Source organism: Micromonospora cathayae (assembly GCF_028993575.1).
Lineage (GTDB): Bacteria > Actinomycetota > Actinomycetes > Mycobacteriales > Micromonosporaceae > Micromonospora > Micromonospora cathayae.
In genome coordinates this window covers 6448597-6465534 of record NZ_CP118615.1, presented here as the reverse complement: position 1 = coordinate 6465534, position 16938 = coordinate 6448597, and the positions used below count along the sequence as shown (strand labels likewise).

Here is a 16938-nt window from a genome sequence, read left to right as displayed (position 1 = left end):
CGGTGAGCCCGGCAATCCCCGATCCCGACCGCGCCGACCGTCCCGCTGACCGGCCCGGTCCGCCGCTCCCCGGCCCCCGGCCGGCGGCGCGCCCCGGTCACCCCACCGACGTACCGGCGGCCGTACCGGTGGACCCGGGACCCGGCGACCCGGACCCGGCGGGTGCGGCGGCGGACCCGGCGGCCGGGCCGGCGTACCCCGCCGACCAGGACCCGGCATCCGTCGACCCCAGCGCGCTCACCACGTCCCCGGACGACGAACCGGCCGGGCCGGTACGCCGTCGGATGGCCCTGGCCGCCGGTGTGGTGCTCACCCTGACCGCGTCGGGGATCCTGCTCGGGCTGCTCTGGGTGGCGCTGGCCCCCGGTACCCCGGTGGTCCGGACCGCCGACGGGGCGGTCTACGCCGAGCCGCAACCCGAACAGCCGATCGCCGCCGACGGCTGGTTCAGCCTGCTCGGGCTCGGCTTCGGGGCACTGGCCGCGCTCGGGCTGTGGTTCCTGCTCCGCCGGCACCGGGGGCCGCTCGGCCTGTTCGCCGCCACCGTCGGCTGCCTCGGCGCGGCGGTGGTGGCGTGGCGGCTGGGCCGCACCATCGGCCTGGGCACGTACGAGCGGCTGCTGACCAGCGCCCCCGTCGGGGAGCGGTTCGACAAGCCGGTCGACCTGCGCGCCGGCGGCGTGGACGTGTACTTCGGTCTGTTGCCCGTGCCGTACGGCGACCTGCTCCTGCCGGCGTTCGCCGCCGCCGTCACGTACACCCTGCTGGCCGGCTGGTCCCGCTGGCCGTCGCTGCGGCCCGAGCCGGTCGAGGTCAGTTGGGTGCCGGCGGTCCCGTCAGCTCCCGCAACGGCACCGGAACCGCCCGGACCTGACGCAGCAGCGCCGCCTCGCGGTTGAGCAGCCGCAGCTCGGCGCGGAGCCGACCGGCGGTGTCGTCCACGGCGAGCAGCCGCTGCCGGTCGGCGACGGTCAGCGCGGCGGTCGCCGCGACCAGGTGCGACAGCACGGTCGGGTCCTCCGGCAACTGCTCGGCGATCGCCTCCGGGTCGGGCCGGATCAGGCCCAGGTACTGCCGGAACACCGCGATCACCCGGGCGGCGAGCAGGCCGGTGATCTCGTCCGGCTCGTCCGGTTCGGGCAGCCACTCCACCTCGGCGGTCAGGTACGGCGCGGACCGCTCGTCGACCCCGGTGAGCCGGAACCGGCGTCGACCCACCGTCACCACGTCGAAGCCGCCGTCGGCCAGCTCGGTGACCTGCCGGAGCTCCGCCGTGCAGCCCACCTCGTACAGGGTCACCCCGGCCAGGCCGACCGGTGACCCGTCGGCCGGAGCGGGCGGGGACACCTCCGAGCCCCGCCGGATCGCCACCACCCCGAACTCCCGGGGGGCACCCTCGGGCAGCCCGACCAGGTGCCGGACCAGCGCCCGGTAGCGCTCCTCGAAGATGTGCAGGGGCAGCACCAACCCGGGGAAGAGGACTGTTCCGAGCGGAAACACCGGCAGCCGCGCAGTCACGCCGTCGAGGGTAGCCCGATCGGGCCCGGCGTGGCTGGCCCGCGAAGCCCCACCGGACGGCGTGGCCGGGCTCACCGTCCCGCCGTGCGGACGGTCCCGGGGGGTCCGCGGCCGGGCCGCCTAGACTCGCGGGTGTGCTGAATCGGATCGACCTGCGCGGGAGCACCCGGGACCCGCGCCGCCTGCTGCCCCGTGCCCAACTCGACGTCTCCGTGGCGGTCGAGCGGATCCGTCCGCTCGTGGAGGCGGTCCGGGAGCATGGGTACCACGCGATCCGGGAGGCCAGCGAACGCTTCGACGGGGTGGCCCCGGCCCGGCTCCGGGTGCCCGCCGAGACGATCGCCGCCGCCGAGGGCACGCTCGATCCGGCGGTACGCGCCGCGCTGCTGGAGTCGATCGCCCGGGCCCGCCGGGTGCACGACGACCAGCGCCGTACCGACCACACCACCCGGGTGGTGCCCGGCGGTACGGTCACCGAACGCTGGCTGCCGGTCGACCGGGTCGGCCTGTACGTCCCCGGTGGGCTGGCCATGTACCCGTCGACCGTGGTGATGAACGTGGTGCCGGCCCAGGCGGCCGGGGTCCGCTCGCTGGTCGTGGCGAGCCCGCCGCAGCGGGACAACGACGGCCTGCCCGACGCCCGGGTGCTGGCCGCGTGCGCGCTGCTCGGCGTGGACGAGGTGTACGCCGTCGGTGGCGCGCAGGCGGTGGCGATGCTGGCGTACGGCTCCACCACCGACGCCGACGGCACCACCGCCTGCGACCCGGTCGACATGATCACCGGGCCGGGCAACATCTGGGTGACCGCCGCGAAGCGGCTGCTGCGCGGGGTGGTCGGCATCGACGCCGAGGCCGGGCCGACCGAGATCGCCATTCTCGCCGACCACACCGCCGACCCGGCGCACGTCGCCGCCGACCTGATCAGCCAGGCCGAACACGACCCGCTGGCGGCGAGCGTGCTGGTCACCCCGTCGGTGGCACTGGCCGACGCGGTCGACGCGGAACTGGCCCGGCAGGTGCCCGCCGCCAAGCACGTCGAGCGGATCGGCACGGCGCTGCGCGGCGAGCAGAGCGGCACCGTGCTGGTCGACGACCTGGAGGCCGGACTACGGGTGGTCGACGCGTACGCCGCCGAGCACCTGGAGATCCAGACCGAGAACGCCCGCGAGTGGGCGCTACGGGTCCGCAACGCCGGGGCGGTCTTCGTCGGCCCGTGGTCGCCGGTGTCGCTCGGCGACTACTGCGCCGGCTCCAACCACGTGCTGCCCACCGGCGGCTGCGCCCGGCACTCCTCCGGGCTGTCCGTGCAGTCCTTCCTGCGCGGCGTGCACCTGGTGGAGTACACCGAGGCGGCGCTGCGCGAGGTGGCCCCGCACGTGGTGACCCTGGCCGGGGTGGAGGACCTGCCCGCGCACGGTCAGGCGGTCACCGCCCGCTTCCCGGGCGGGCTGTCGTGACCACCCTCGACGACCTGCCCATCCGCGACGACCTGCGCGGACTGTCGCCGTACGGGGCACCGCAACTGGACGTCCCGGTGCGGCTGAACACCAACGAGAACTCGTACCCGGTACCCGAGCCGGTGGTCGAGGCGATCGGCAAGGCGCTCGCCGCCGAGCTGCGCGACCTCAACCGGTACCCGGACCGGGACGCGGTGGCGCTCCGCACCGACCTGGCCGGGTACCTGGGCCACGGGTTGACCGCCGACCAGGTGTGGGCGGCCAACGGCTCCAACGAGATCCAGCAGCAGCTCCTGCAGGCGTTCGGTGGCCCCGGGCGGTTGGCGCTGGGCTTCACCCCGGCGTACTCGATGTACCCGCTGCTGGCGCTGGGCACCGGCACCGGCTGGCAGCCGGCCCGGCGTGACGCGGACTTCGGGCTGACCGTCGACGACGCGGTCGCCCAGGTCCGCGAGCACCGGCCGGACGTGGTCTTCCTCTGCTCCCCGAACAACCCGACCGGCACCGCCCTCGATCCCGAGGTGGTGGCCGCCGTCGCCGAGGTGGCCCCCGGCATGGTGGTGGTCGACGAGGCGTACGCCGAGTTCGCCCGGCCCGGCACGGCCAACGCCCTCGCGGTGCTGCCCGGCCACCCCCGGCTGGTGGTGACCCGGACGATGAGCAAGGCGTTCGGCTTCGCCGGCGGCCGGCTGGGCTACCTGGCCGCCGACCCGGCGGTGGTGGCGGCGGTGCAGCTCGTCCGGCTGCCGTACCATCTCTCGGCGCTGACCCAGGCCGCCGCCCGCGCGGCCCTGGCGCACCGGGACGCGCTGCTCGGCACGGTGACCGCGATCATGGAACAGCGGGACCGGATCGTCACCACCCTGCGCGGGCGGGGTTTCCGGGTCGCCGACAGCGACGCCAACTTCGTGCTGTTCGCCGTCGGCGGGGACCAGACGGCGGCCTGGCGCACCCTGCTCGACGCCGGGGTGCTGGTCCGCGACGTCGGCCTGCCCGGCTGGCTGCGGGTCACCGCCGGCACCCCCGCCGAGACGGACGCCTTCCTCACCGCGATGGAGAATGTCCGTGAGCGCGAGGAGTGAGCCGGTCCTGCGAGCCCCGCAGCCGCGAACGAAAGGTTATCCAGCATGAGTCGGACCGCCCGGGTGGAGCGGATCACCAAGGAGACCAAGGTCCTGGTCGAGATCGACCTGGACGGCACCGGCGCGGCGGAGATCAGCACCGGCGTCGGCTTCTACGACCACATGCTGCACCAGATCGCCCGGCACGGCGGCTTCGACCTGACCGTACGGACCGTCGGTGACCTGGAGATCGACGCCCATCACACCATGGAGGACACCGCGCTGGCCCTGGGCGCGGCGTTCGACCAGGCGCTGGGGGACAAGGCCGGCATCCGGCGGTACGGTTCGGCGACCGTCCCGATGGACGAGGTCCTGGTCCGCGCCGCCGTCGACCTGTCCGGCCGCCCGTACGTGGTGCACGACGAGCCGGTGCTCGCCCCGTACATCGGGCCGGTCTACCCGACCAGCATGACCCGGCACATCTGGGAGTCGTTCGGTCAGGCGGCCCGGATCACCCTGCACGTGGACGTGCTGCGGGCGGCCCGGCCGGGCGGTCACCCGGACGCGCACCACGTGGTGGAGGCGCAGTTCAAGGCGGTCTCCCGGGCGCTGCGCGAGGCCACCGCCGTCGACCCCCGCTCGGCGGGTGTGGTGCCCAGCACCAAGGGCGCCCTGTGACCGCCGGCGCGGGCGTCGCCCGCGGGCGGCCCGGTCGCGTACCGGCCCGGACGGTGGGCCGCTGATGTCGGGCGTGCTGCCGTCGCTGCTGCTGATCCTCGGCGGCGTCCTGATCGGCGGGGTGTGGTCGCTGCACCGGCAGGGCGCGCCGAAGGGCGCGGTCGTGGTGACCGCCCTGCTGGCCGTGCTCGCCACCGCCGCCGGTGTGCTGTGGCTGCTGCCGGAGGTGTCGTCGTGAGCCGGGTGGTGGTGCTCGACTACGGCTCGGGGAACCTGCGGTCGGCCGAGCGGGCGCTGGAGCGGGCCGGGGCCGACGTGACGGTCACCGCCGACCTGGCCGCCGCGTCCGCCGCCGACGGGCTGGTGGTGCCTGGGGTGGGTGCCTTCGCCGCCTGCATGGCCGGCATCGAGGCGCTCGGTGCGGGTCCGGTCATCGCCGACCGGGTCGCCGCCGGCCGTCCGGTGCTCGGTATCTGCGTCGGCATGCAGGTGCTGTTCGGGTACGGCGAGGAGCACGGGGTGGTGACCAAGGGCCTCGGGCTGCTGCCCGGCGGGGTGACCCGGTTGGCCGCCACCCGGCTGCCGCACATGGGCTGGAACACGGTCCGTCCGCCGGCCGGCTCCACGCTCTTCGCCGGTCTGCCCGGGGCCAGCCGGTTCTACTTCGTCCACTCGTACGGGGTGGCCGACGTGGCCGCGCTGACCGCCGCCGGTGCGCTGGTGACGACCGCCGACCACGGCGGGGACTTCGTGGCCGCCGTGGAGCGGGGGGCGTTGTCGGCCGCCCAGTTCCACCCGGAGAAGTCCGCCGACACCGGGGCGGCCCTGCTGCGCAACTGGTTGGCCACGCTGTGACCGCCGCGCCACCCACCGACGGCCGGGCGACCGGCTGGCCGTCGACCGGCCTGGCCCTCGGCGCGCGGAGCGGCCGGTCGTCCGCCGGTGACCAGGGCGGCTGGTCGGCCGCCGGTGACCGGAGCGGCCGGTGAGCAAGGAACGCGCCCGGCTCCGTGCCGCCCGGGAGGCGGAACGCGAGCGCCAGCAGGCCGTCCGGGCCCGCCGGGTGGCCCGCCGGGACCGTCGCCGGGCGCTGGTACGCCGGCTGACGCCGCGCCGACGGCGTACCGGCCGGCTGCTGGCCCGCCGTAGCCGGGGTGAACGCGCCGGCATCGTGGTGCTGACCCTGGCCGTGCTGGCCCTGATCTGGACGCTGGTGCCGGACCCCGCCCTGCGGGTGCTGCTGATCGTCCTGCTGTTGCTCGTCCTCCCGGCGATCGTGGTGATCGCCCTGGACCGTCGTACCTGATCCACCGTCGTACCTGATTCGAGGAGAACACGTTGAGTCTGACCCTGCTGCCCGCCGTGGACGTCGCCGACGGTCAGGCCGTCCGCCTCGTGCAGGGCGCCGCCGGTAGCGAGACCGCCTACGGCGACCCGCTGGAGGCCGCGCTGGCCTGGCAGCGCGACGGCGCGGAGTGGATCCACCTGGTCGACCTCGACGCGGCCTTCGGTCGGGGCAGCAACGCCGGGCTGCTCGCCGAGGTGGTACGCCGGCTGGACGTGCGGGTGGAACTGTCCGGCGGCATCCGGGACGACGCGTCGCTGCGCGCCGCGCTGGCCACCGGAGCGGCCCGGGTGAACATCGGCACCGCCGCACTGGAGGACCCGGAGTGGTGTGACCGGATCTGCGGCGAGTACGGCGACCGGGTCGCGATCGGGTTGGACGTCCGGGGCCGTACCCTCGCCGCGCGCGGCTGGACCCGCGACGGCGGCGACCTGTACGAGGTGCTGGAGCGGCTGGACGCGGCCGGGGCGTCGCGGTACGTGGTGACCGACATCACCAAGGACGGCACCATGCGCGGGCCGAACCTGGACCTGCTCCGCGAGGTCTGCGCCCGCACCAAGGCCCCGGTGATCGCCTCCGGTGGCGTCTCCACCCTGGACGACCTCCGTGCCCTGGCCACCCTGGAGCCGCTCGGCGTGGAGGGTGTGATCGCCGGCAAGGCGCTGTACGCGGGCGCGTTCACCGTCGCCGAGGCGCTGCGGGTGCTCGCCGGTTCCTGACCGGCCGGTTGCCGGACGGGCCCTTCCCGACGCCTCGGGCGTAGGAGGGGCCCGGATCGGATCGGGGGCGGGGACCAGCCGGGCGGCCAGGCCGGCCGTGGGGCACCCGCACCCGTTCAGGCCGTGGTGTTCCCGCACCCATTCAAGTTGTGCACAACTAAATTGCGCGCTATGTTTTACCGGTGAGTGATGACCTGGAGCTGCGTCGGCAGGTGTGCTTCGCGCTCTACGCCGCGTCCCGGGCGGTCACCGACGTCTACCGGCCGATCCTCGACGAGCTGGGGCTGACCTACCCGCAGTACCTGGTCCTGCTGGTGCTCTGGGAGCACGACGCGGACGCCCCCACCGTCTCCGCGCTCGGTGCCGAGCTGCGGCTCGACTCCGGCACCCTCTCCCCGCTGCTGAAGCGGCTGGAGGCGGCCGGGCTGGTGGCCCGGCACCGGGCGGTCGACGACGAACGGCGGGTCCGGATCGTGCTGACCGACGCCGGTCGGGCGCTGCGCGAGCGGGCCTGCGAGGTGCCGCACCGGGTGGCCGCCGCCACCGGTCTCACCCTCGACGAACTGGTGACGCTCCGCGACACCCTCACCCGGGTCACCGAGACCATCCACCGAGCCAAGGAGAAGTGATCCCCATGCAGGTGCTCTACACCGCCTCGGCCCACGCCACCGGCGACGGCCGCGACGGGCGCGTCCGCACCTCCGACGGCACCCTCGACCTCGACCTGGCCATTCCCAAGGAGATGGGTGGCGCCGGCGGCGCGGCCAACCCCGAGCAGCTCTTCGCCGCCGGGTACGCCGCCTGCTTCCACTCCGCGCTGCGCCTGGTCGCCCGACAGGCCAAGGCCGACACCACCGGCTCCACGGTCGACGCCGAGGTCGGCATCGGCCCGAACGGCAGCGGCGGCTTCGGTCTCGCCGTCACCCTGCGCGTCGACCTGCCCGCGGTGGACCGGGCCGCCGCCGAGGACCTGGTCGCCCGCGCCCACCAGGTCTGCCCGTACTCCAACGCCACCCGGGGCAACGTCGACGTCACCCTCACCGTCCGGGACGCCCGGTGAGCGGCAACCGGGAGATCCACCTCGCCTCCCGGCCGCAGGGCTGGCCGACCGCGGAGAACTTCCGCCTGGTCACCACGGACGTCCCCACCGCCGCCGACGGGCAACTGGTGGTCCGCAACCTGGTCATGTCCGTCGACCCGTACATGCGCGGCCGGATGAACGACGTGAAGTCCTACGTCCCGCCGTTCCGGCTGGACGCCCCGCTCGACGGTGGCGCGGTCGGAGAGGTCGTCGAGAGCCGGGCGGACGGGTTCGCCCCCGGTGACGTCGTCCTGCACGGTCTCGGCTGGCGGGAGTACGCGTTGCTGGACGCGAAGGCCGCCCGGAAGGTCGACCCCACGCTCGCCCCGGTGGGCGCGTACCTGGGCGTGCTCGGGTTGACCGGGCTCACCGCGTACGCCGGGCTGCTGGAGGTCGGCGGGATGCGCGCGGGCGAGACGGTCTTCGTCTCCGCCGCCGCCGGCTCGGTCGGCAGCCTGGTCGGGCAGATCGCCAAGCTCAAGGGGGCGGCCCGGGTGGTCGGCAGCGCCGGCTCGCCGGCCAAGGTCGAGCGGCTCCGGGAGTTGGGCTTCGACGCCGCGTTCGACTACCACGACGCCCCGGTCCGCGACTCGCTGCGGGCCGCCGCCCCGGACGGCATCGACGTGTACTTCGACAACGTCGGCGGCGACCACCTGGAGGCGGCCATCGGCGCGCTGCGCCCGCACGGCCGGGCGGCGATCTGCGGCATGATCGCCCAGTACAACGACAGCGAACCGCCGGCCGCGCCGCGCAACCTCGCCCTGGTCATCGGTAAGCAGCTCACCCTGCGCGGGTTCCTGGTCAACTCGCACAACCACCTACGCGACCAGTTCGTCACCGAGATGTCCGGCTGGCTGCGCGACGGTCGGCTGCACCACGACGAGACGGTGGTCGACGGCATCGAGAACGCCCCCGAGGCGTTCCTCGGCCTGCTGCGCGGCCAGAACCTGGGCAAGATGCTCGTCCGCCTCTGAGGCGTGCTCCGGGGCACCGGTCACCCGCGCCGGTGCCCCGGATCCCGCCGGTCGCCCCGGCGGACACCTGGAGCCCGCCGCCCGCCCCGGCGGACACCCGGGACGGACCGGTCCCCGTCCCGACGCCGGACCGGTCCGGTCGGCCCGGCCCCGCCGGCCGGTAGGCTCGCGGCATGACGGTGGCGGTACGGGTGATTCCCTGTCTGGACGTGGACGCCGGACGGGTGGTCAAGGGGGTCAACTTCGTCGACCTGCGGGACGCCGGTGACCCGGTGGAACTGGCCTCGGCGTACGACCGGGCCGGCGCGGACGAGCTGACCTTCCTCGACGTGACCGCCTCCTCGGACGACCGGGGCACCATGCTCGACGTGGTCCGCCGGACCGCCGAGACGGTCTTCATCCCGCTGACCGTCGGCGGCGGTGTGCGCAGTGTCAGCGACGTGGACGTGCTGCTGCGGGCCGGGGCGGACAAGGTCGGGGTGAACACCGCCGCGATCGCCCGGCCGGAGCTGATCGCCGAGATCGCCGAGCGGTTCGGCCGGCAGGTGCTGGTGCTCTCGCTGGACGTGCGGCGCGCCCCGGCGGGTGCCACCGGCAGCGGGTTCGAGGTGACCACGCACGGCGGCCGGCGGGGCACCGGCCTGGACGCGGTGGAGTGGGCGCACCGGGTGGCGCAGCTCGGCGCGGGGGAGATCCTGCTCAACTCGATGGACGCCGACGGCACCAAGGCCGGCTTCGACCTGGAGCTGATCACGCAGGTCCGGGCGGTGGTCGACGTACCGGTGATCGCCTCCGGCGGCGCGGGCGCGGTGGCGCACTTCCCGCCGGCCGTCGCGGCGGGGGCCGACGCGGTCCTCGCGGCCAGTGTCTTCCACTTCGGGGAGCTGAGCATCGGCGAGGTCAAGGACGCGCTGCACGCCGCCGGGCACCCGGTCCGCCGGGTCGCCGCTCCGGCGGCCTGACCCGGGAGCAGCCGACGCCACGGTGCCGGGCCGGGCGGTGTGTCAGTGCCGGTCGTGCCCCGGGCCGCCACCCTCCGGCGAGCGACGCGGCGTCGGGATGGACCGCTTGACGTACTCGTGGACGGCGGCGGCGTGCTCGTCCTCGGCCAGCTCCCAGTCGGCCTGGCCGGGGGCGTGCCGCCGGCCGAGCGCGGTCTGCACGGTGTCCACGGCGGTGGAGAGGCCGGCGTTCGGCCGGGTCCGCCAGAGCTGCTCGCCGGCCGGCGTGATCCGGAACCAGCCGTCGGTGACGCTGACCAGACCGGCCCCGGCCAGCCGCCGGACCGCCGACTCCACCTCGTGCCGTTCGGGAATCGCCTGGTTGAGGTGGTTGGCGGTGGAGAGCACGTCGGTGAGGCGTACCCCTTCGGGACGCCGGCTCGACGCGGCCCGCCGGTGCCGCCCGGCACCGCTGGCGATGACCAGTGACACGAAGATCCAGGCGTCCGACCAACGCCATCCCTCAGCCCCCATGGGGAAATGATGCCGGCTGAGCGGCCCGGAGTAAAACATCCGGTTTCCGGCTCCCGGGCGGCCCAGCTCAGACGGGTCCGGTCCGTGGTCGGGCCGGCGCGTCGGCCGGGGCCACGGTGAGGGCCGGCAGGAACGCCTGGGTCAGCGGGCCGATCGCGAGGGCGTAGGCCACCGTGCCGATCCCGACCGTGCCGCCCAGTACCCAGCCCAGGGCCAGCACGACCACCTCGATGACGGTCCGGACCAGCCGGACCGACCGGCCCGGATGCCGGGCGACGTACCCGGTCATCAGCCCGTCGCGCGGCCCCGGACCGAGCCGGGCACCGAGGTAGCAGGCGGTGGCCAGGCCGTTGAGCACGATGCCGGCGACCAGCAGTACGCCCCGGACGGCCAGTGGACGCGCCTCGGGCAGCACCGCGAGGGTGGCGTCCACCACCAGGCCGATGACCACGACGTTGCTCACCGTGCCGAGACCGGGGCGCTGTCGCAGCGGGATCCAGAGCAGCAGCACCAGCGCGCCGACGGCGATGGTGACCGTGCCGAACGACAGCCCGGTACGTCGGGACAGGCCCTGGTGGAAGACGTCCCACGGGTCCAGGCCCAGCTCCGAGGTGATCATCAGGGCCATGCTGACGCCGTAGAGGACCAGTCCGGCGTAGAGCTGGGTCAGCCGGCGTGCCGGACGGTCGATCAGGTTGCCAATCAGAGCCATGCATGCCAACCTAGATGCCAATTCTGCCGGTGGGAGAGGGCCAATCGGGGAGGAGTGGCTATGACGAGCCAGGTCCGTGGCGGGCAACTGGCCCGTCTGCTCGGGCAGTGGCATGCCCTGCCGGGCCGTCGCCGCCACCCCGACTACGCCGCGCTCGCCGCCGCCGTCCGCGGGCTGCTCGCCGACGGCCGGCTGCCGCTGGGGGTCCGGCTGCCCGCCGAGCGGGAACTCGCCGAGGCGCTGCGGATCAGCCGTACCACGGTCACCGCCGCGTACCGGGAACTGCGCGAGAGCGGGCACCTGACCAGCCGGCGCGGGGCGGGGAGCTGGACCGTGCTGCCCGGCGGGCACCGGGTGGCCAGCTCGGGCCTGTGGACCCCGCAGGACGACCTGGACATGATCGATCTGGGCATCGCCGCGCTGGCCGCCCCACCGGAGCTGGTCCCGGCGACCCGGGCCGCCGCCGAGGACCTGCCCCGCTACCTCGGCAGCGCCGGGTACCACCCGACCGGCATCATCGAGCTGCGCGAGGCGATCGCGCACGCCTACGGCGCCCGGGGCCTGCCCACCAGCCCCGAGCAGATCATGGTCACCAACGGCACCCAGCACGCGCTGGACCTGGTGTTACGGCTGGCGCTGCCACCCGGGGGCAGCGTGCTCGTGGAGTCGCCGACGTACCCGAACGCGCTGGCCGCGCTCGCCGCGCGGCGGGCCCGGATCGCCACCCACGGACTCGCCGTCGACGACGGGTGGGACGCCGAGCTGCTGCTGGGCAGCCTCCGCCAGTCCCGGCCGAAGCTGGCGTACCTGATCCCGGACTTCCAGAACCCGACGGGTCACCTGATGCCGGTCGGGCTGCGGGAGCGGGTGGTCGCCGCGGCCCACGCCGCCGGCACCGACCTGGTCGTCGACGAGTCCTTCGTCGACCTGCCGCTGGACGGCACGCCGCTGCCCCCGCCGACCGCGACCTTCGACCGGCACTCCCGGGTGGTCACCATCGGCGGGATGAGCAAGCCGTACTGGGGTGGCCTGCGCATCGGCTGGGTACGGGCCTCGGCCCCGCAGGTGCAGCGCCTCGCCGCGGCCCGGATCGGGGTGGACATGGCCAGCCCGGTGCTCGAACAGCTCGTCGCGGTGCACCTGCTCGCCGACGCGTCGACCATCGTGGCGGCCCGCCGGGCCCTGCTCGCCGTCCAGCGGGACGCGCTGCTGGCCGCGTTGGCCGACCGGCTGCCGCAGTGGCGGGTGACCGTGCCGCGCGGCGGGGTGACGCTCTGGGCCGAGCTGGACGGCCCGGTCTCCAGCGCCCTGGCCCGCGCCGCCGAGGAGGTCGGGGTACGCCTCGCCCCCGGGCCCCGGTTCGGGCTGGACGGCACCCTGGAGCGTTTCCTCCGGCTGCCGTTCACGCTGCCCGTCGCCGACCTGGTCGAGGCGGTGCAGCGGATCGCCGCGGTCCGCTACGACCTGGACCGGGTCGGCCGGCAGCAGTGGCCGGAACCGTCCGTCATCGCCTGACCGGGCGGGACGGTACGGCCGGCGGACACCGGCCGTCCATGGGGAAAGCGGCAAGCGCCGGTCCCGCGCCGGTCCGGCTGGGAGACTGCCCAGGTGGCTGTGCGTCGACTCCTCGTCCGGGGCGGACCCGGCACGCGGGTCACCCGCCTCGAACTCTTCTACGACCTCGTCTTCGTCTTCGCGTTCGTGAACGTGACCACGTTGGCCGCCGCCGATCTCACCGTCCGGACGCTGGTGGAGGCGCTGCTCGTGCTGGCCCTGCTCTGGTGGTGCTGGACCGGCTTCGCGGTGCTCGGCAACGTGCTCCGGGCCGACCAGGGGGTGCTGCCGCTGGTCGGGTTCCTGGTCATGTCGGCGGTCCTGGTGCTCACCCTGACCACCGCCACCGCGTTCGTCGACGAGCCGGGCGGCCTGTTCGGTCCGTTGGTCTTCGCCACCGCGTACCTGCTCACCTGGCTGGTCCAGGCCCCGCTGGCGTGGCGGGTCCTGGCCGGGGTGGTGCCGGTGCGCCGGATGCTGTCGCTGGTCGTCCCCACCGTGCTCGGGTCGGTGCTGATCCTGGCTGCCGGTCTGTTGCCGGCCACCCGGGTCCTCGCCCCGGAGGCGGTGCCGCACTGGCAGCTCGGGCTCTGGGTCCTGGCCCTGCTGGTCCAGTACGCCACCGGCTTCCTGGTCGGGCGGACCGGGTTCCGGCTGGGCTCGCCCGGGCACTGGGCGGAACGGCACGCGCTGATCGTGCTGGTGGCGCTGGGCGAGTCGATGATCTCCCTGGGTACCAGCACCAGCGAGCGGGTCGGGCGGCCGATCACCTGGACCATCATCTCGGCGGCGGTGCTCGGGCTGGCCAGCATCGCGATGCTCTGGTGGCTGTACTTCGACACCCTGGCCTACGTGCTCGAGCAGGTGCTGCACGGCCCCGGGGACGGGGTGCCCGCGCCCCTGGCCCGGGACGCCTACACGTACCTGCACCTGCCCCTGATCGTGGCCGTCATCGCGTTCGCCCTGGGGCTCAAGCGGCTGCTCGCCGACGTGACCGGCCCGGCCGCGGCTCGTCCGGACGTCCTGGGCGGGCTGGACCTGCTGATGCTCTTCGGTGGCGTGGCGCTGTTCCTGCTGGCGCTGGCCGTGATCGAGTTCCGCGCGCTGGGCCGGCTCCGGTACGGGTACCTGCTCGCCGCCGCCGGGCTGGCCGCGGTGTCACCGCTGGCCGACCGGGCGATGGTGGCGCTGACCGTGGTGTCCGTCTGCTGTACCGCGCTGGTGGTGGTGGAACTGGCCACCAACCGGGCGTTGCGGAGCCGTGCCCGTGGCCTGGCCATGCTGGAGCAGCAGGTGGTGGAGGAGGCGGCCGTCACCTTCCGGCACGGCCGCCGCTGACCGGGTGGGTGGACGGGTGGGCGCTGGCCGGCCAGCGCCCACCTCCGGGTGCCGCCGGTCAGATCTTCTCGAGCGCGCCGTCGTACATCTTGTCGATCTCGGCGGCGAAGTTGGCCTCCACCCCGCGTCGCTTGATCTTCAACGACGGGGTGATCTCCCCGTCCTCGATGGTGAGGTCGCGCGGCAGGATGGTGACCTTCTTGATGGTCTCCCAGCGGTTGAGCCGGCCGTTGAGCTCGGCGACGTACCCCTCGACCATCTCCTGCGCCTGCGGCGAGGTGACGATGGCGGTGTAGTCGCGTCCCTCCAGCGGGCCACCGGAGGCCCAGGTCCGGACCGCGTCCGGGTCCAGGGTGACCAGCATGGTGCAGTAGTTGCGGGCCTGCCCGATCACCACCACCTGCGAGGTGTACGGGCAGATCGCCTTGAACATGCCCTCGATGTGCGACGGCGCGACGTACTTGCCGCCGGAGGTCTTGACCAGGTCCTTCTTCCGGTCGGTGATGCGCAGGTAGCCGTCGGCGTCGAGGGTGCCGATGTCCCCGGTCCGGAAGAATCCGTCCTCGGTGAACGCGGCGGCGGTCTCCTCCGGCAGGTTGTGGTAGCCGCGCATCACCGGCCGGCCGCGCAGCAGGATCTCCCCGTCCGTGTCGATCGTGCACTCCAGGTCGCCCATCGCCTGCCCGACGGTGCCGATGCGCAGCCCGCCCGGCCGGTTGACGAAGTTCCCGGCGCTGGTCTCGGTGAGGCCGTACCCCTCGGAGATCGGCAGGTTCGCGGCGGCGAAGAAGGTGGCGATCTCGGCGCTGAGCGGCGCGGCCCCGGAGACCAGCACCCGGATCCGGCCACCGAGCCGGGCCTGGATCTTGCTGAAGACCAGCTTCTCGGCGATCCGGTGACGCAGCTTCAGCCCGGCCGGGACGGGCTTGCCGGCCTGTTCCAGCGCGACCTTCTCCTTGCCGGTCCGCACCGCCCAGGCGAAGATCTTCGCCTTCGCGCCGCCGGCGTCCTGCGCGGTGGTGACCGACTTGTTGTAGACCTTCTCGAACACCCGGGGCGCGCCGCACATCAGCGTCGGGCGGACCACCGACAGCAGGTCGACCAGCTTGTCCACCCGGCCGTCGACGTAGGTCGGCAGGCCGACGTGGGTCGCCCCGCAGAGCAGGGTCTTGCCGAACGAGTGGGACAGCGGCAGCCAGAGGTACTGGAGGTCGTCGGCGCGCAGCAGCCCGACGTCGGCCTGGGCGACGCCCTCCCAGCACCAGCCGCCGTGCAGCAGCTCGACGCCCTTCGGTCGCCCGGTGGTGCCCGAGGTGTAGATCAGCGTGGCCAGGTGGTCCGGTTCCAGGCCGGCGACGATCCCGTCGACCAGGCCCGGTTCGGCGGCCAGTGCCCGTGCGCCCTGCTCCTCCAGCTCGGCGAGGGTGAGCTGGGGAACGGCGGCGGCCGGGTCGGCGGCACCGTCGAAGAGGACCACGTGGGTCAGTGCGGGCAGGTCCGCGCCGGCGATCTTGGCGGCCTGGGCCGGGTTCTCGGCGAACAGCACCCGGGAGCCGGAGTCGGCGACGATGTAGCAGGTGTCCTCCGGCTCGGTGGTCGGGTAGACGGTGGTGGTGGCCCCGCCGGCGCACATGATCCCGAGGTCGGCGATCACCCAGTCCAGTCGGGTGTTCGCCAGGATCGCCACCCGGTCCTCGTGGCCGACGCCCAGCCCGTGCAGCCCGGCGGCGACCGCCTTGGCCCGGTGCCCCACCTGTTCCCAGGTCAGCCAGACCGGTCCCGAGTCGTCGGGGGCGGGATGGGCGAAGGCGTGGCGGTCCGGGGTGGCGGCCACACGCTTGAGGAACATGTCGGGAATGGAACGGTACGGTACATCGAGAGCCATCGTTGTAGCCGCCTTCAGGGGGTGGAGAAGTGACCGGGGTCACGGGATCTGCGGTTACCAGAGGGTATTGCGTCCACCCGACGATCGGCTAGCCCCGGGGCCGACACACCGGTCCAACCGGCATGGTCAGGCGTACCGGGCCGCGCTGACCGACCAGTCGTAGGTGGCCCGGATCCAGCGGCGGCGGGACGTGGCGAACCGCCGGGTCGCCGGGTCCGCCGTCCGCAGCAGCGCCGTCTCCCGCTCGGTGTACGCGGCCAGGGACCGGTTGAACAGGTCGGCCGCCGCCAGCAGGGCGGCCTGCTCGGGGCGGCCCTGCTCGCCGGCGATAGCGGTGACCAGGTTGTGCCCGTCACCGGTCAGCCGGCCCTCCTTGCGGTAGGAGAAGACGTCGTTGCACCAGCAGACCAGGTCTGCGGCGAGGGTCTCCAACGCGGCCAGCGCCGGGTCCGTCCGGTCGGCCGTCCCCGGCCCGTCGTACGCCAGGTCGGTGAGCGTGAAGCTCGGGTGCACCCCGCCGGTGTGCCGGCGCATCTGCACGTACTCGGCCACCCCCGGCACCCGCCGGTGCTCCCGGTTGGCCGCCTCCCACAGCAACGCCAGCAGGTACTCCCGCAGCTGCCCGCAGAACACCAGCAGCGCCGTCGGCGGCGCCTGCGCGCGGACCCGGCGGCACAGGTCGTGCAGCGCGACCCCGCGCGGCCCGGTCGTGCCGAGCAGGGCCGACGGCACCGGCTCGCCGCGCAGGTCGAGCACGTCGAGCAGGCCCGCCACGGTGGGCGCCAACCGGGTCGGCGCGGTGCCCAACCCGTCCTCGTCGCAGGCGTCGTCCACCGCGAACAGCCAGGTGATCAGATCGGTCAGCAGCCGGAGCCGGTCGACCGGGGCCTCCGGGCAGGCCCGCCCGGCCAGGTCGGCGACGGCCGCCCCGGCGAGCCGGTGCCGGCTCTCGGCGCAACCGGTCAGACCGATCCCGGCCGCCCACTCGGCGCTGGCCCGGGCCACCTCGTCCACCCGGGGGTGCCGCTGGCCCGGAAAAGGCGGCTCCCGCAGCGCTGAAACGGCGAAGCTCCGCATGGCATGCCCCCCTGCGACGCCGTCCCGGGTGGGGCGGACCGACGATCAATACCGGGCAAGATAT

At 74.3% G+C, this 16938-nt stretch carries 20 protein-coding genes; 15 read left to right on the top strand and 5 right to left on the bottom strand.

Annotation, left to right across the window (positions count from 1 at the left end; translation table 11 throughout):
* The first annotated feature begins 2 nt into the window (after positions 1-2).
* Entirely contained in the window at positions 3-899 is an 897-nt protein-coding gene (locus PVK37_RS31755) for a DUF2567 domain-containing protein (RefSeq protein ID WP_341483401.1), read from the top strand.
* Here PVK37_RS31755 and PVK37_RS28385 read toward each other — a convergent pair.
* The gene (locus PVK37_RS28385) at positions 814-1518 is read right to left on the bottom strand and encodes an LON peptidase substrate-binding domain-containing protein (RefSeq protein WP_275030888.1); all 705 of its coding nucleotides are present in this window, start codon (positions 1516-1518) and stop codon (positions 814-816) included. The genes PVK37_RS31755 and PVK37_RS28385 overlap by 86 nt on opposite strands.
* Positions 1519-1652: 134 nt before the next feature.
* Here PVK37_RS28385 and hisD point away from each other — a divergent pair, with 134 nt between their 5' ends.
* From hisD to hisF, 12 genes are all read left to right on the top strand, one after another.
* Positions 1653-2975 (top strand): histidinol dehydrogenase, encoded by a 1323-nt coding sequence (gene hisD, locus PVK37_RS28380; protein ID WP_275030887.1) that lies wholly within the window; start codon positions 1653-1655, stop codon positions 2973-2975.
* Entirely contained in the window at positions 2972-4057 is a 1086-nt protein-coding gene (locus PVK37_RS28375) for a histidinol-phosphate transaminase (protein ID WP_275030886.1), read from the top strand. Before hisD ends, PVK37_RS28375 begins: the two co-directional genes overlap by 4 nt.
* A 45-nt stretch (positions 4058-4102) precedes the next feature.
* On the top strand, positions 4103-4714 hold the full coding sequence (gene hisB / locus PVK37_RS28370; RefSeq protein ID WP_275030885.1) for an imidazoleglycerol-phosphate dehydratase HisB: 612 nt from the start codon (positions 4103-4105) through the stop codon (positions 4712-4714).
* Positions 4715-4778: 64 nt separating this feature from the next.
* A complete protein-coding gene (locus PVK37_RS28365) occupies positions 4779-4952 on the top strand; it encodes a hypothetical protein (RefSeq protein WP_275030884.1) in 174 nt (57 codons plus the stop codon).
* A complete protein-coding gene (gene hisH, locus PVK37_RS28360) occupies positions 4949-5569 on the top strand; it encodes an imidazole glycerol phosphate synthase subunit HisH (RefSeq protein ID WP_275030883.1) in 621 nt (206 codons plus the stop codon). The genes PVK37_RS28365 and hisH overlap by 4 nt, the downstream gene beginning before the upstream one ends.
* Complete coding sequence (locus tag PVK37_RS28355; protein ID WP_275030882.1) at positions 5566-5703, top strand: hypothetical protein; 138 nt, start codon at positions 5566-5568, stop codon at positions 5701-5703. Before hisH ends, PVK37_RS28355 begins: the two co-directional genes overlap by 4 nt.
* Positions 5700-6020 carry a hypothetical protein gene (locus PVK37_RS28350; RefSeq protein ID WP_275030881.1) on the top strand — a complete coding sequence of 107 codons (321 nt, stop codon included), beginning with the start codon at positions 5700-5702 and terminating at the stop codon, positions 6018-6020. The genes PVK37_RS28355 and PVK37_RS28350 overlap by 4 nt, the downstream gene beginning before the upstream one ends.
* 32 nt (positions 6021-6052) lie before the next feature.
* Complete coding sequence (priA, locus tag PVK37_RS28345; RefSeq protein WP_275030880.1) at positions 6053-6778, top strand: bifunctional 1-(5-phosphoribosyl)-5-((5-phosphoribosylamino)methylideneamino)imidazole-4-carboxamide isomerase/phosphoribosylanthranilate isomerase PriA; 726 nt, start codon at positions 6053-6055, stop codon at positions 6776-6778.
* 182 nt (positions 6779-6960) lie between these two features.
* On the top strand, positions 6961-7407 hold the full coding sequence (locus PVK37_RS28340; protein ID WP_275030879.1) for a MarR family winged helix-turn-helix transcriptional regulator: 447 nt from the start codon (positions 6961-6963) through the stop codon (positions 7405-7407).
* A 5-nt stretch (positions 7408-7412) separates the two neighbouring features.
* Positions 7413-7838, top strand: coding sequence for an organic hydroperoxide resistance protein (locus tag PVK37_RS28335; protein ID WP_275035256.1), 426 nt, complete (start codon positions 7413-7415; stop codon positions 7836-7838).
* The gene (locus tag PVK37_RS28330; protein ID WP_275030878.1) at positions 7835-8833 is read left to right on the top strand and encodes an NADP-dependent oxidoreductase; all 999 of its coding nucleotides are present in this window, start codon (positions 7835-7837) and stop codon (positions 8831-8833) included. Before PVK37_RS28335 ends, PVK37_RS28330 begins: the two co-directional genes overlap by 4 nt.
* A gap of 173 nt (positions 8834-9006) precedes the next feature.
* Entirely contained in the window at positions 9007-9795 is a 789-nt protein-coding gene (gene hisF / locus PVK37_RS28325; protein WP_275030877.1) for an imidazole glycerol phosphate synthase subunit HisF, read from the top strand.
* A gap of 42 nt (positions 9796-9837) precedes the next feature.
* On the opposite strand, the gene PVK37_RS28320 is transcribed toward hisF, so the two are convergent.
* Positions 9838-10308 (bottom strand): hypothetical protein, encoded by a 471-nt coding sequence (locus tag PVK37_RS28320; protein WP_275030876.1) that lies wholly within the window; start codon positions 10306-10308, stop codon positions 9838-9840.
* 67 nt (positions 10309-10375) lie between these two features.
* The gene (yczE, locus tag PVK37_RS28315; protein WP_275030875.1) at positions 10376-11020 is read right to left on the bottom strand and encodes a membrane protein YczE; all 645 of its coding nucleotides are present in this window, start codon (positions 11018-11020) and stop codon (positions 10376-10378) included.
* Between the two features lie 60 nt (positions 11021-11080).
* Between yczE and yczR the strand changes: the two genes are divergently transcribed.
* A complete protein-coding gene (yczR, locus tag PVK37_RS28310; protein ID WP_275030874.1) occupies positions 11081-12535 on the top strand; it encodes a MocR-like transcription factor YczR in 1455 nt (484 codons plus the stop codon).
* Positions 12536-12628: 93 nt separating this feature from the next.
* Positions 12629-13912: a low temperature requirement protein A gene (locus PVK37_RS28305; RefSeq protein ID WP_275030873.1), complete on the top strand. Its 1284-nt coding sequence runs from the start codon at positions 12629-12631 to the stop codon at positions 13910-13912.
* Positions 13913-13970: 58 nt separating this feature from the next.
* On the opposite strand, the gene PVK37_RS28300 is transcribed toward PVK37_RS28305, so the two are convergent.
* Together PVK37_RS28300 and PVK37_RS28295 are read right to left on the bottom strand one after the other, a co-directional pair.
* Positions 13971-15797, bottom strand: coding sequence for an AMP-dependent synthetase/ligase (locus tag PVK37_RS28300; RefSeq protein WP_275030872.1), 1827 nt, complete (start codon positions 15795-15797; stop codon positions 13971-13973).
* Between the two features lie 126 nt (positions 15798-15923).
* Positions 15924-16874: a terpene synthase family protein gene (locus PVK37_RS28295; RefSeq protein ID WP_275030871.1), complete on the bottom strand. Its 951-nt coding sequence runs from the start codon at positions 16872-16874 to the stop codon at positions 15924-15926.
* Between the last annotated feature and the right edge of the window lie 64 nt (positions 16875-16938).

Excerpts from the sequence above, each read along its gene's own strand:
- hisB (WP_275030885.1), top strand. The coding sequence starts at position 4,103 with ATGAGTCGGACCGCCCGGGTGGAGCGGATCACCAAGGAGACCAAGGTC.
- PVK37_RS28365 (WP_275030884.1), top strand. The coding sequence starts at position 4,779 with ATGTCGGGCGTGCTGCCGTCGCTGCTGCTGATCCTCGGCGGCGTCCTG.
- PVK37_RS28335 (WP_275035256.1), top strand. The coding sequence starts at position 7,413 with ATGCAGGTGCTCTACACCGCCTCGGCCCACGCCACCGGCGACGGCCGC.
- hisF (WP_275030877.1), top strand. The coding sequence starts at position 9,007 with ATGACGGTGGCGGTACGGGTGATTCCCTGTCTGGACGTGGACGCCGGA.
- PVK37_RS28320 (WP_275030876.1), bottom strand. The coding sequence starts at position 10,308 with ATGGGGGCTGAGGGATGGCGTTGGTCGGACGCCTGGATCTTCGTGTCA.
- yczE (WP_275030875.1), bottom strand. The coding sequence starts at position 11,020 with ATGGCTCTGATTGGCAACCTGATCGACCGTCCGGCACGCCGGCTGACC.
- yczR (WP_275030874.1), top strand. The coding sequence starts at position 11,081 with ATGACGAGCCAGGTCCGTGGCGGGCAACTGGCCCGTCTGCTCGGGCAG.
- PVK37_RS28300 (WP_275030872.1), bottom strand. The coding sequence starts at position 15,797 with ATGGCTCTCGATGTACCGTACCGTTCCATTCCCGACATGTTCCTCAAG.
- PVK37_RS28295 (WP_275030871.1), bottom strand. The coding sequence starts at position 16,874 with ATGCGGAGCTTCGCCGTTTCAGCGCTGCGGGAGCCGCCTTTTCCGGGC.